The organism is Sphingobacterium griseoflavum (assembly GCF_014653155.1).
In the GTDB taxonomy this organism is placed as follows: domain Bacteria; phylum Bacteroidota; class Bacteroidia; order Sphingobacteriales; family Sphingobacteriaceae; genus Sphingobacterium; species Sphingobacterium griseoflavum.
Genome location: NZ_BNAF01000016.1, coordinates 71,431 through 86,464 on the forward strand (window position 1 = coordinate 71,431; position 15,034 = coordinate 86,464).

Genomic DNA, 15,034 nt, shown 5'->3' on the forward strand with positions numbered 1-15,034 from the left:
AAATTGATCTTTATTTTCGCCCTGTCAAATGAAATATAAATTAAAGTTGGTGATGCTGCTGGTGGTAGGTGCCGCCATCGGTATCGTTGTGGTGCTCGGTAGCTGGTTGTACGGAAGCTATCATCAGCGGATGGGGCTTTTTAGGGCGACGGCCGAGCAATCTTTGTTCGAGTCTGTACAAGACGTGATGCAGGAAATGGAGGTTAAATATCCAGATCGGCTGCATGTGGCCATGCGGCCACCTTGGTACAAAGCATTTCTTCAGGGAATCAGGGCTGCTGCGCCCGAAATACCTAAACAGGATTTAGAAAATATACTGGATTCCATTTTGCGTAGTCAACGGCAGCACCGCTTTGACAGCGCGAGCGACCGTCCACGTCCTTTTTTTTCTCGGCAGCAAAGGAAGGTGGTCGCAAACACCGATAGGTTTACGCCGGATGAGGAGGAGACGGCACGGCGGTCACACATCATGCCTTTTGCTTTTTTGCAGAGCGCGACGCTAACAGATAGCGCTTTGCAGCAGATCAAACATCGATTTGATGGAATATTGCGCGAAAATGGCTTGCAAGGAAGCTACGTACTCCGGTTAGCGTATGCTTCTGATGGTGAACGTTCTCCGATTGGTTTGGAAAGTAAAAATCCGGATATGCTTTCCCTACGGCCTATGTTGATCGATCCCCAGCAGGGGCGTTTTATCTTCGTGCATTTTGATCAACCGTGGGAATTCCTGCTGTATTCCATGAGCTGGCAATTGGTTGTATCGCTTTGTATTTTGGCGGTGGTGCTGGGCACGTTTTTCTACCTGTTCATTACCATATTAAAACAGAATAAGTTGCATCTGCTGCGAAAGGCCTTTGTGAACAGCCTGACGCACGAGTTGCGCACACCGGTTACCACCGTTTCTTTGGCTGTAGACGCGCTCCACGATTCTATCGATGCGAGCGATGTCGAGTTGCGCGAGCAATACCATCTGATGGCAGTTGAAGAGCTAGATCATCTCTCAGGGATGATCGATCGAGTACTGGACATCGCAGATGCTGATCCGAAAGAAGGCCCTATTTTAGATCGCTTGTCTTTGGATTTTTCGCAATTGATTCGTAAATCTGTCGCACACGTACGGCTAGCGAAAGTTTGGCAAGATGTCAGTATTGATTTTGAAGAGCCTGTATCTTCGGTGTTTATCAAAGGGGATGCCCATCACCTAAAAAATGTGATCAGTAATTTATTAGACAATGCCTTGAAATATGGCGCTAAGCATATCCTTGTACAGCTTCGTGATCAGCCCCATAGCGATGCTCATCTCCGTATCGAAGATGACGGTGTCGGTATTCCTACGGCTTATCAACAGCAAGTGTTTGAACCATTTTTCAGGGTGCCACGTGGTGACCAATATTCAGTGAAGGGATTTGGACTGGGGTTGCCCTATGTCAAACGTATATTGGAGCAACACGGTGGCAAAATAGAAGTAAAGCATGCTGAAAGTGGCGGCGCCTTATTTATTATAAACATTCCAAAATTAAAAGACAATGATAGACGTTTTGCTGGTGGACGATGAAGAAAAACTGGGACGTATCGTCACGGACCGGCTTCGCGCGAAAGCGTTTCGGGTTCGTCAATGCCTGGATGGCCTGCAGGCATGGAAATCTTTTCAGCTATCGAAGCCGGATGTCGTAATTGTTGATGTAATGATGCCGCGGATGGACGGGTTTGCATTGACTACGAAAATCAGAGAACATGACAAAGCAGTACCGATTTTGTTTCTGACGGCACGCGCGTCGGTTGAAGATGTACTCAAAGGTTTCGATATCGGCGGAAACGATTACCTGAAAAAGCCCTTTCATATAGAGGAGCTGATCGCTCGTGTAGTTTCGCTTGCGAAGATGTCTAATAAATACAACCCTAACGATCGTATCATTATCGGAGAATATGTGTTGAACGCAGCGAAACAGTTGCTATTGTTTGGCGATCAAGAAATAGCATTGTCTTTTCGAGAAAGCGAGTTGTTACGGCGATTGGTGGAACGCAAAAATACGGTGATACCGAGACGCGAAATACTATTGGAATTTTGGGACGGCGACCCTTTGTCTGCCGGGCGAAGTTTAGATGTTTTTGTTTCACGGCTCCGGAAGTACTTAAGGGAGGATCCAAATATAAGCATTGTCAACATTCGCCATGTCGGATACCAGATGCGTATACGTTAAATGATATGGGCGGCAAGTTTGCCTGCCGCCGATGTTTACCACATGCTATAACTTACTTTCTTTTTTTACCTTTCTTTTCGGAATGGATGGTTTTAGCGTCTGCTTCGCATTGTATTGTCCCTCAAGGTATTTAATGATTTCGGCGGCGATATCTTTTTCGGTGGCCGATTCAATACCTTCAAGGCCAGGAGAGGAGTTTACTTCCAATATCAGAGGCCCCCTTGCACTGGGTAGCATATCCACTCCCGCTACGGTAAGTCCCATGGCTTTGGCCGCCGAAATTGCCGTTTCCCGTTCCGTGCGTGTCAATTTGACGATTTCTGCTGTGCCACCGCGATGCAAATTGGATCTGAACTCACCTTCTTTGGCGGTACGCTTCATCGCACCCACTACCTTTCCATCTACCACAAAAGCACGGATGTCGGTGCCTTTGGCTTCTTTGATGTATTCTTGAATCAAGATATTGTTGCCCAATCCATAGAAGGCCTCAATAACGGAAGATGCCGCTTTTTTCGTTTCCGCCAAGACAACGCCTATTCCTTGCGTACCTTCCAGCAACTTAATCACTAGAGGCGCTCCGCCGACCATGTTGATCAAATCATCTACATCGGACACCGACCGGGCGAACCCTGTAATGGGCAGACCCAGCCCTGCACCAGATAAGATCTGCATGCAGCGCAGTTTGTCGCGCGACCGTGTGATCGCTTGGCTGGGATTTGCTGACACGACATCCATCACCTCAAATTGGCGCACAATAGCCGATCCGTAGAATGTCAACGAGGAGCCTATGCGTGGAATGATGGCATCGATGTGGGATAAATCCTGTCCCTTATAATGAATGGTGGGTTTCCCTTGTTGTATACCGACGTAGCATTTGCTATGATCAATGATCTGGCAATGATGTCCACGTGATTCGGCAGCCTCGACCAAGCGTTTTGTGGAATAGAGATTTCTATTCGTCGATAATACGGCTATATTCACTGAAAGATTTTTTTATTGGGATAAACAGTTAAATCGATAATAAGTTTTAAATGGTGTTTTTGGCGAGGTACTTTTTGGACACATCTACCAAAAACTTACCGCTGATAAAGTTCCTGCCCAAAAGCATGGGGTAGGACATGGAAGAGCGATCTCGTACAGATAATTTGATGTTATAAAGGGTGTCAAATAATTTTACTTTTGTTAAAAAAATATGCCTTGTCTCGGCCTGACCAAAAGAACTTTTAACTACCCGTTCTCGGTGTATAGGAAAGGTCAGATGTAAAACTTCCGCGTCCTCGTCCTCCGGATGCCCCGCAATATAGCAGCGTATATACCGATGGCCGTCTTGTTCAAATACTTCGAAATATTCGCAATGCAACACCGATGTTTCCGCCCCGGTATCTATTTTAGCGGCTATATTATATAAGCCTAGCTCTGGAAGATCTACCGTTTCTATACTGCCAATGATACGTTTCTCTTTCAGGACAACCATAGCCTTACTATTCGTAAATAAATTCTCCGTGCGGTGACCGGATCGTTACTTTCTTGCTTGGTGCACGCTCTACGCGCCCAATAACCTGTGCCTCAACGCCAAATGTTGAAGCTATCGCGATGATATCCTTTGCAACTTCCTCTGTAGTATAGATCTCCATACGGTGTCCCATATTGAAAACTTTGTACATTTCTTGCCAATCTGTCTGTGATTGTTTCTGAATGAGATCAAAAAGAGGTGGTATGGGGAAAAGGTTGTCTTTAATGATATGTACCGCGTCGACAAAATGTAAAACCTTCGTCTGCGCACCACCGGAACAGTGAACCATGCCATCGATTTGGTTTCGATGCCTGTCGAGGATAGCCTTGATAATCGGCGCATAGGTGCGAGTGGGGGATAGTACCAGTTTGCCTGCGCTGGTGTATCGCCCGTTTCCGATAGTGATATCATCTGTAAGTTTACAGCTTCCGGAAAAAATAAGTTCATAAGGAACGGCGGGATCATAGCTCTCCGGATATTTTTCTGCTACATATTTATGGAAAACGTCGTGTCGAGCTGAGGTCAGACCGTTGGAACCCATGCCGCCATTGTATTCCTTTTCGTAAGTGGCCTGTCCATAAGATGCGAGCCCCACGATAACGTTGCCCGGTTGAATTTTGTGGTTGGATATGACCTCGTCGCGCTTCATGCGACAAGTTACCGTGCTATCCACAATAATTGTACGCACAAGATCGCCAACGTCAGCAGTTTCGCCACCGGTAGAATATATGCCGAGGCCAAGATTGCGAAGCTCTTCCAATATTTCTTCTGTACCGTTGATAATTTCGGCAATCACTTCGCCTGGAATCAGATTTTTATTTCTTCCAATGGTGGAAGAAAGCAAGATATTATCTATCGCTCCCACACATAGCAGGTCGTCTACGTTCATGATGATAGCATCTTGTGCAATGCCACGCCAAACAGAGATGTCGCCTGTTTCTTTCCAGTAGACATAGGCCAATGACGATTTTGTTCCCGCTCCATCTGCATGCATGATATTGCACCAAGCATCGTCACCACCTAATATATCGGGTATGATTTTGCAGAAAGCCTTTGGAAAAAGGCCTTTGTCAATGTTTTTGATTGCATTGTGCACATCCTCTTTCCCAGCGGATACACCTCGTTGGTTGTATTTTAAGTCTGACATCTTGCCTGCAAAAATAGCAAACACAATGCGATTCTTAAAACCGAAAAACGAAAAAGAAATTAGGATTGGTCTGCAAGGATGATTGCCCAGTATTTTAAAAGCTGTTGCTGGTTAAAGGCTGCATTCGCCGGACTAGTACTAGGAAGACGGTGATAAGCAATAGTTGGTAGTCTTTCAAAATATTTGTCGTACAGTTTTTCCGCTTTTTGGCCATTAAAGCAGACTGTTTTTATGCTGGGGTGTTCCCCCAGTAAGGCCGTGATCGGATTGGGAGTTTCGTGCAAGATATCGGTGTCCATGCTTCCAGGCCTCCATGCCATCTGACAAACATCCCACAAAGCAATGCCTTTGCGCGCTAGCAGACTTAACTTTGCTGCATAGCTGGCCGGCAACTCATTGCCTAAAAGCGTGGATATGGTGCGCCAAAATCTATTCTGGGGATGTGCATAGTATTGATGCTCAGCTAGTGAGCGATCGCCAGGCAGCGAGCCCAAAATCAACAATCGGCAATTTGACGGAATAACCGCAGGGAAAGATTTTTTTAACATGGCTTGAAGATAGCGAAAAAATTCCCGCTGCAGCAATTTTTACAGCTCGTCCCTGACGACAAGTTGCGGTACTGATAGGCAGGAAGAAGTTTCAAGCAGGTAGCTGTTTAATTGACGTCAATCCGCCAATGATAAGACTAGCGACTAAAAATTTGGTCGAACGCATCCCACAATTTTTTGGTTGTACCTGCACCTATTTTTTTTGAATTATTCCCAATTGTTGTGCTTCGGTTACAAATCTGTCCAGCAAATTTCGCTAATGAAAATTATTTGACGAAAATCACCATAAAAAGTGATGTTTATCATATTTCAATCCGTAACGTTTTAATTTTCATTATACAAGTTTTTTTGGAACAGCCGTTTTGCGTACCTCATAAGATATTTCAAACGTTAAAATATGTTAAAAAAAATATTGGTTTCTATTTAAATTATATTTATATCTTTTTAAAATAAATAAATAACTTAATTTATACTGTATTTTTTATTAAAAAATATTTTGGTTATTCAATTTAATCAGTAGTTTTGTCAAGTGCCCATGTAGCTATACGAAGGGCCATGCTTATGAAAATTATGTTATTTGTTGGCCTAAGGTTCACTTCCTTAGGCCAACCAATACCAAGCTTATGAAACTATGAAGAAAACTAACTTACTTGTAGACAGCGAAGGATACCGCCTTACCGGTAACCTGTTTCGTTTGATTGTGTATTTTATGCTGTTGCTGGCTCCCCACATATTGCAGGCACAATCTAAAGAATACGCGCAGTCCCAAAATTCTGGCAGACGCGTTTCTACAACCTTATCACCCACCTATTCGCCTACGACAAATGATGCCTATGCAGTGGTTTCGAATGCAGGGAGAGCCGCAGATGGCAATGAAGCGAGCTTTGCGACCCTTACTGCCAAGGCTACAGAGGTTGATTTGGGTTTGGTCACAGTAGGTTATTCGGGCGAAGCTTGGTCACAAATGATCTTTCCCTCTGCACGATCGGCGGGTACGACAACCTATGTGCGTATTGATCTGCCGACCACGAGTGGCGTGGGAGTCGACCTTGTGGGGCTTGTGGGAGACTTGACAGGTCTATTGACCAATAATGTCATCACACCCGAAGTCTGGACACAGGCTGCCGCTGGAACAAATAATATAGAATCGGGTACAAAAATTTCTGCGGGGCTAACCTCGGCTATTGTGCAGGATGCGCAGAACAATATATACGTCGCCATAACCTCAGCGTCCGCGTACAATGCGGTTAGTTTAAAAGTGCGCTATCCCAATAATTTGTTGGGCATAGCGCTCGGTGCAAGCATAAATCTGCATGTTTACGACACTTTCACGTTGGAAAATCCAAGTGTTTGTGGGTCTGCGTTGTACAGCGATGCGGGTATCAAGACAGGTATATCCGTAAATTTAGGGCAAGTCGTAAAAAATCCGGCGTTTGCAATCGACGAAAATACCTCTAATTATTCTGAAATATCCACCGGTGCACTAAGTGTGTTGGCCACGGCTTCGCAAAGTATTTATTTCCCAGCGGTCTCCGAACCCAATACCACCCTTAATGTACGTTTGCAGATAAGCTCTTCTACGCTGAATGCAAACTTGCTTGGCGCCTACCACATCCGAACCTATAGGGGGGCTACGCTCGTTTCCGACAACAGTTTGGGCGATGCGTTGATTAGCGGATTAGATCTTTTGGGATTATTCAGTAGTGGCGGCATTGTCACTGTTCCCATAGTGGTTGCAAACCCGTTTGATCGTGTGGAGATCGGCCTGTTCAATACGTTGGGTCTGAATCTCGGCGCGTCCGACCTTCGTATCTACGGAGTTTCGCGCGTGAGCGATTCCTGTCCGGCTCCTGCTGGCGTGGCAAATCCGCTCTTTCAGCCTGTCTGCGCGAATACGAGCATTGTCTCTTCGCGGAATGTTGATGACGCACAGTTTGCTACAGATGATAATTTTGACAGTTATGCAACGATTCGTTCGGATGCAGGTATCCTTATCGGACTCGGTGATAGAGCTGGACATCTGGAAGTCAATTTTCCTTCGGCCGTGCCAGCGGGAAAAACGGCATTTATACGGATCGGCTACGATAACGACGTATTGCAGGCTTTATTGGCTGGTAGTATAGGCAACTTGGTGAGCGGTCTGCTGAACGGTTTGGTATTGGGCAATCACTACTTTGAACTGCAGCTTAAAGCGGGTACAAATGTGCTCTTGAACACCTCGAGCGCAGACCTCTTTAACAATGCGGCAGGTCAGGTTGAAATCGTGCAGGATAATGCTGGGCGCTTTTACATCGCCATAACGTCGACGGTACCTTTCGATGGTATCCGTTTGACAGATCGGACAGCTGCAGCAGTTGGTCTTTTGTCGCCAGCGCAATACTTGCATGTTTACAGCATTTGTTACGACGCCAGTGATGAAACCTGCAACCCTGCTTTTTCGACTTCTTTTGACGGTCGTGGGATTAGTTTGTCTTTGCTGCAGTTAGGTAAAACAGGTGTGGAGAACCCTCAGTATGCTATCGACAATGACCCATCTACCTTCTCCCAGATCAACTTAGGGATGTTGAGTGCGGCAGGCTCAATGTCGCAGTTTATAAACTTCAATTCATTGAGCGATACCCATTCGGTATTCAAGATCAGACTGGCCATAAAGGCCAACCAGACGCTCAATGCTGATCTGTTAGGAGCCTACGAAGTTGTGGCATACAACGGATCGGAGGAAATATACCGGCGGTCACTCGCAGGAGGATTGTTAAATGGTACAAATGTCCTTGGTCTCCTTGGTTCGGGCCAGGCAGGCACGTTGACGTTCGCGCCAGGTAGGGCTTTTGATCGCATAGAAATCCGCGTCAATTCGCTGCTACAGGTGAGCGCATTAGAATCTGCGGTCGAAGTTTACGATGTGAAGCGTTTCGGCCCTCCAGGTTCGGGATGTGAAGACCCAGATTTTGTTTTGCCGACGCCCACAGATGGTCCATTCGAAGTGCCCGCTTGCGACGCGCAGATTGTGGATTGGCAGCACGCGGATTATCCCCATTTGGCAGCCGACGGCAACAACGAATCGTTCGCTACGTTGACCGCCAGTAGTGGTACATTGTTGGGAATAGGTGGCTATTCCGGCTTTTTGGAGTACGAATTTCCATCGGCTATTCCTGCGAACAAAACTACCTACGTGCGAATCGATATGGACGGGGATATTTTGGATCGATTATTAAGTGGCACTTTGGGAACGCTAGTGAGTAACGCGGGTGGCCTGCTATTGGGCAATCACTATTTTAGCGTAGAGGCTAAAATGACTTCATCGGGTGGAACACCTGTCTTGTCAGGATCCAGCGCAGCAGCTTTTACCGATGTGCTGGGCGGAGACCTTAGGATTGTGCAGGATAATATAGGCCGATATTATATTGCAATTACGCCAAATGCCGATTATCGATATGTCCGTATAACGGAACACTTTCCCTCCTTGGTGGGCGCCACACAGGATATCGCTTCCATGCGCATCTACGAAGCATGCGTGGAGATGGGGGTGGACAATTGCCTTCCTGCCCAATTCACGTCTTTTGATCAATCTGGCTTGACACTGGGAGCGCTTAATGGAGCTGGCGTACGCAACGCTGACCACGCCATTAGCAATAACTCTTCGGACTACTCTGAAATCAGTACTGGGACGGTAGCTGTCGCGGCTGAAGTCGCCCAGCGCATATATTTCAATAAGCTTTCTGCTGCAGGCGATACATTGGCCATCCGGCTGCAACTGAATCCGGCTACTTTAGCAAACGTCGATCTCGTAGGCCGTTATGATATTATCACCTACCAAGGCAGTGACGAGGTGGAGCGGTTTACGTTACAGAATGCGCTTATCAATAACCTCAATATCGTAGATTTATTTGCTTCGGGAGGAATACAGACGCTGTTTTTTGAAACGGCAGCACCTTATGATCGAGTGGATATTGTGGCGCGTTCTCTGGTGAACGTTGCGTTGACCCCGGCCATCCGACTGTACAGCGTGACGCGGATAGGCGACGGTTGTCCAACCACTAAAACGCCTTCGCCTTTCGAGAATCCAGTATGTGTGACGAGTTTGGTAGCGTCGTCCAACGCCAATGACGTCGCCAATCTTTTTGATGACGATTTTGATTCCTTTGCGACATTGAATTCTGGCTCTAATGCTTTGTTAGGACAGCTTCTTGCTGGACAACCCAATCAATTCAGCGGTTTTGTAGAACTTGGTTTTGATACTCCTGTTCCAGCCAATAAGACAGCATATGTACGGATTGATTTTGATCCTAGCGTCTTAAATCGCTTACTCGGCGGCAGTTTGGGAAGCGCTGTGGCAACACTAGTCGACAATCTCCTGTTGGGCAACCATTATTTCAATGTGCAAGCGAAACGGAACGGTGTTGTCGTTTTAGAAGGAGGTAGCCATAATAATTTTGGTAACAACAACATGCGGTTACGCCTTGTCCAAGACAAGTTAGGACGCTATTATGTGGCTGTCACACCTACGGCTGAATACGATGCCATTCGTATAACTGATCACACGAACACAGCGTTGCCTTTGGTGGCGCAACCCAATTCCATGAATGTTTATGGTGCCTGTGTGGATAATCCGCTGTCCGACTGCCAGCCGGTGTTTACCACGTCGTTTGACGCTTCTGGATTAAACTTGTCTGCAGCCGATCTTGCAGGATCTGGCGCTGGTGTCAACAATCCGGAACACGCAATCAATGACAATACCACGGATTACGCTGAAATAAGTTTAGGCAATTTGGCCGTCGGGCAATCTGTAAGACAATACTTCGAATTTAGGAAGCTGGCGCTTCCAAGCGAAGTGGTCAATCTAAGATTGCAGTATGGTACGGGTGCTCTCAATGCCAATATCATCGGAGCCTTGGAAATAGTAGCTTATCAGGGGGCAACACCGGTCGATACCTTGGATGTACAAAGTGCGTTGATCAACGGACTGAATGTATTGGGTATCTTGAATAATGCAACGGGTGGTGTGGTTCCTTATGCTCCCGGTGTAGCCTATGATCGGATCAGCGTCGGTTTAAAAGGTGTACTAAGTGCTGGGGTTCTGCCAGAGCTACGTGTTTATTCTGTGGAGAAAGACTGTACTGTGCCTATGTTCAAAACTTGGAAATCATACCAAGAAACTAGCTCGAGACAGGCCGTTCCGCAGGTTGTGGGAGGCGAGGAGCTGACCTACAGCGTTCATGTCGTCAACACCGGATCTGTAGAACTAACCAATTACAGAATTGTCGATAAGATCCCGGCTTTCACAACCTATGTTTCTGGCTCTGGAGGTATGCTGATGTCTGATAGTGTTGTTTTTGACAATGTTTCCATTGCGGTAGGTGATACGGTGGTACGCTCTTTTAATGTTCTTGTCAACAGTAACCTTACGGGCGCTACCATGATCAGTAATGTGGCATTTGTAAAAGAAGACGTTAATGATTCGGGGACGGGGACCGTACCGCCGGCTGATTTTGATAATCCTAATGGAGGACCTAACGAAATGGTTCCGTCTGGGACAACTACCGATGTACCGGTGTCGCCCGTGTCAACGGTTGCTGCCTGGAAGGGTTTTGCTATTGGCAATGGAACGTCTGCAACGACGGTAAGCGGTGGTGAAGACATTACATACACAATTTACGTAACAAATACTGGGAATCAGGATTTAAGCGCTATATCGATTAGCGATTTGATTCCCGTGGGCACCAAAGCGTTGCCGGACAATGGAACTACCACGGTGACGTTTACGGGAATCGATATAGCGGTAGGTGATACCATAAGTAGAAGTTTTACCGTGCAGGTGGACGGTAATTTGACGGGAATCGATGCCATTAGCAATGTGGCCACGATTGATGTTGGTGGTGTCTCGACAGGAACGGCACCCGCAGATCCAACGGATTCAGCGGCAGGACCAGCACCGGGTTCCAGCCCTGGCGATCCGACTCTTGTGCCTGTTTTGCTGACGGATGATGTCGTGGCATGGAAAGGATATTCCGTCGCCAATGGTGTATCAACAACTACAGTAGCCGGTGGCGAAGAAGTGACCTACACGATCTATGTGCGTAACAACGCCAATCAAGATCTTGCAGGGCTGTCCATAAGTGATGCCTTGCCTGCCGGAACGAGCTTCCTTTCTGCAGCAAACGGAGGAACGTTTGACGCAGGTACCGTAAACTTCTCCAATGTATCCATTCCCTACGCGCAGACAGAAGCATTACGTTTTACTGTCAAGATAGATAGTAATCTGACAGGACTGGATAACATTTCCAATGTTGCTTTTGTGACGATCAATACGTCGGATCCAGATCTAGGGTCAGTACCACCATTGGAGCCAGAAAATCCTGCTGCCGGTCCAGATCCTGCCGCGACGCCAGGTACACCTACGCTTATTCCAGTGACCGATCTTTACGCACTGCAACTTACTTTAGTAGGTGTCAATACGAATGGCGTGTCAGGGCAAGCTCAAGCAGGAAGTGATATCCGCTATACCCTTACTTTGGCCAATAACGGCAATAAGAATCTTGACAATCTACTTGTTAAGGCTGGAATACCTATGCACAGCACATTTACGAGCTCCAGCTCATTTGTGGCAGTTCAGGATAGCGTGCAGCTGACCCATCCGCAACTTATCGTTGGAAATGAGGTTAGTTTCTCCTTCACGGTAACGGTGGACGATCCGCTTGACATTGTGGCTGTTCCGGCGATTGTCAATACTGCTAACGCTTCCAACGCGGAGGTGTACGAGGCGGCATCATTCAGCATGCCAACAGCATGTACGTCCGTCGTAGCTGGCGATATTTCGATTAATCCCATTGCGGACATATGTGTGGGGGATACCATCACGCTTAGCGCAACACTTCAAGGTACGCTTGCTGGTGTTGATCCACAGATTATCCGATGGTATGCTCGATATGACGCTGCTACGGGCGCTGTGAGTGGTTTACTCGGTGCGGGAGGAAGTATAGATGTTGTGTCTAGTGCTCCGGGAACATTAACATATTATGCGATTGTCGAATCTCCATTGTATTGCTTCGATAATCCACCTGCCCAGGTTCAAGTAGTGGTCTCTGCTGTACCGTCGACACCTGTCATAACCGCCAGTGCGGAAGACGTTTGCGAAGGTGATGAGCTTCTGCTAACGGCAACCGCTGGTTCTGCCTCTTACATTTGGTTTAAAGATGGTATCCCTTTGGCAGAAACCACCAATACATTGCAAATTTCCGCAGCAAGTTTGGCGGATGCTGGAATCTACAGTGTGGTAGCACGCAATGCGGCAACATGTCAGAGCTTGCCATCGGCCGGTGTTGAGATCGTGGTCAATAGGAAAGCTGTGCAATCGGATATTTCCGTGGATGGCCGTAGCGTCAGTTGCGAAGGTGAGGCCATTCAATTATCGGCGACTTCAACTACGGTCGCTAATCCAGTCTTTTATTGGTATGACAGTACTACGGCGACGACTCCAGTCTTCACAGGGCCTGTATACAATATTACGCCGGTGGATACCGTCACCTACTATGTATCTGTTGCTGGAGCAAATATCTGTGAAAATGACCCTGCAACCCGTGCAGCCTTTACGGTTAACGTAGGTCGGGCTCCTCGAATCTTGTTTAATGGCCCCACTTCCTATAATATCGAAATTAACGAGTCTGTTCCTGTTCCAGCATTTATGCAAGAAGATGGCGTTGATTACGTTTGGAAAACACAGTCGGGAATGGATTTTACCGGTTCTGTGTTTGGTCCCTTCGCTACACCGGGAACTTATGTCTATACCTTGATTGCCACCAATGCGGCAGGCTGTAGCACAGCAGCAAATATTACTATCCGTGTCTTTAATCCGGGGGAATGTCCACCTATTTTCACGCGTGTTTACGCTTCCGATGCGTCGCAATTCGGTGTTTCGAACCTCTTGGGAATTCCATTAGGCAGTGTTTCATCTCCAGAGCGCGCGGCCGACAAGGATGTTGCGACCTTTAGTGTATTAACTGAAGGGGCAAACGTCTTGGGATTGTTCGGACAGACCTATCAGAATATTAAATGGTCGGGTAATTCGATCCCAGCAGGGACAGCAGTAACCCTTAAAGTTGGAAAACAATCCACGCTCGTGCAGGTAGCCGGTGGTTTACGCATTCAGGCCGTCAATGCGGCAGGGGCGCCGGTCGGTGTCTCCCAGTCGCTCGGTGCAGACATTGCAAGCACGGTGGAAGGCTTAAATATCGTAGAATATACCTTCGTGCCAACGGATGAAAGCGGAGAAACCATAGCCTATAACGGTGTCCGCGTTTACCTACAAGCACTGGCGAACGTGGCACAACGCGTCCATGTCTATGAAGCTTATTATCAGCAGGAAGGTACGGTAGACTGTGAAAACAGCCAGACCGTGATGGATGTGCTCACCGGTGTTGAGCGCCCAATCGGTGGTGTTGGCTTGCTAACGGGCCTTGTTTCGATTGAAAATCCGCTAAATGCCATCGACAATGACCCGTCGACAGCTGCGGTACTAAATAATGCCGTGGGTGTGAACGCCTATAGCCGAATGGAATTATTGTATCATACGCCGGCTCTAGCTGGAGACACGTTGATTATTGATGTGGCTAAGCCTGCAACACTGTTAACAGTAGGGCTGCTTGATGCATTCACGATCCAGCCTTATTTAGGCAATATTGCGGTCGGCGAACCTGTTCGTCATACGAGTAGTCTGCTGAATATCTCGCTGCTAGGTGGTGGATCACAGGCGAGCATAAAGTTTGTGGCCCCGGCACCGTTCGATCGGGTAAAAATCCTTTATGGTGGGATTGCGAGTGTCTTGGATCAGTTACAAATACGTGAGATCAGACGTGTTGTTCCTGCGGTGGTGGTAGGGCCTGACGGTGATAACAATTTTGTGATTTGTCCGGGCGATGTAATCGATATCCCTGTTCCCGACAACTGTACAACTTATCTCATTTACGATGCTCCAATAGGGGGAACGGTGGTTGATGTTGCTAGTTTACCTGCAGGCGTCGACACAACCTTATATGTGCAGACTGTTCGGTTCGGGAATTGTGAGATAGGAGATCGCACACCGATAACCATTACTGTTAATGATTTGCCGGAAGCTCCGATTGTGGTAAATGAAACGGTTTGCCAATCGCCGACCGACGCGATGATAGGTTACAACGTCACGGCATTACCCAACCATATTCTGCTTTTCTATGCAGATGGAACAACCAATACGCCGATGGCTGATGTTCCAATGGTAAACACAGCGATAGCTGGGACGAGTATTGTATACGTTAGCCAGCAGTTGAATTCGTCAACGGCCTGTGAAAGCGAACGGGTTCCTGTTAGCATAACGATCACCGATACGCCTGCTCCGACCTTGACGGAACTAGCACAGACCTTCTGTGCGATCGACAGTGCTACGGTTGCCGACCTGAATACCGCGGGTGCTACGGGCACGGTGGTCTGGTACGATGCTGCCTCGGGAGGCACGGCTCTTCCATCGACCGCATCGTTGAGCAGCGGCATGTACTATGCTGCGCAGATCGGCGATGGCTGTGAGAGCGTTTTGCGTACGGAGGTAAGCGTGACGATCACCGATACGCCTGCTCCGACCTTGACGGAACTAGCA

At 47.4% G+C, this 15,034-nt stretch carries 7 protein-coding genes; 3 read left to right on the top strand and 4 right to left on the bottom strand.

Features of this window, described 5'->3' with window-relative positions; all coding sequences use genetic code 11:
• The first annotated feature begins 28 nt into the window (after positions 1-28).
• Complete coding sequence (locus tag IE165_RS17270; protein ID WP_189627902.1) at positions 29-1,555, top strand: sensor histidine kinase; 1,527 nt, start codon at positions 29-31, stop codon at positions 1,553-1,555.
• Positions 1,527-2,201 carry a response regulator transcription factor gene (locus IE165_RS17275; protein ID WP_189627903.1) on the top strand — a complete coding sequence of 225 codons (675 nt, stop codon included), beginning with the start codon at positions 1,527-1,529 and terminating at the stop codon, positions 2,199-2,201. Before IE165_RS17270 ends, IE165_RS17275 begins: the two co-directional genes overlap by 29 nt.
• 45 nt (positions 2,202-2,246) lie before the next feature.
• On the opposite strand, the gene rimK is transcribed toward IE165_RS17275, so the two are convergent.
• The 4 genes from rimK to IE165_RS17295 are packed head-to-tail and all read right to left on the bottom strand — an operon-like array spanning position 2,247 to position 5,409.
• On the bottom strand, positions 2,247-3,182 hold the full coding sequence (gene rimK / locus IE165_RS17280; RefSeq protein WP_189627904.1) for a 30S ribosomal protein S6--L-glutamate ligase: 936 nt from the start codon (positions 3,180-3,182) through the stop codon (positions 2,247-2,249).
• Positions 3,183-3,228: 46 nt separating this feature from the next.
• Positions 3,229-3,675 (bottom strand): ATP-dependent zinc protease family protein, encoded by a 447-nt coding sequence (locus tag IE165_RS17285; RefSeq protein ID WP_229826628.1) that lies wholly within the window; start codon positions 3,673-3,675, stop codon positions 3,229-3,231.
• 7 nt (positions 3,676-3,682) lie between these two features.
• Positions 3,683-4,861, bottom strand: a complete 1,179-nt coding sequence (locus tag IE165_RS17290; protein ID WP_189627905.1) for an AIR synthase related protein — start codon at positions 4,859-4,861, stop codon at positions 3,683-3,685.
• A gap of 59 nt (positions 4,862-4,920) precedes the next feature.
• Positions 4,921-5,409 (bottom strand): DNA-deoxyinosine glycosylase, encoded by a 489-nt coding sequence (locus IE165_RS17295; RefSeq protein ID WP_189627906.1) that lies wholly within the window; start codon positions 5,407-5,409, stop codon positions 4,921-4,923.
• 631 nt (positions 5,410-6,040) lie between these two features.
• Here IE165_RS17295 and IE165_RS17300 point away from each other — a divergent pair.
• Positions 6,041-15,034: Ig-like domain-containing protein (locus tag IE165_RS17300; protein ID WP_189627907.1), on the top strand; the 8,994-nt coding region annotated here is incomplete at its 3' end.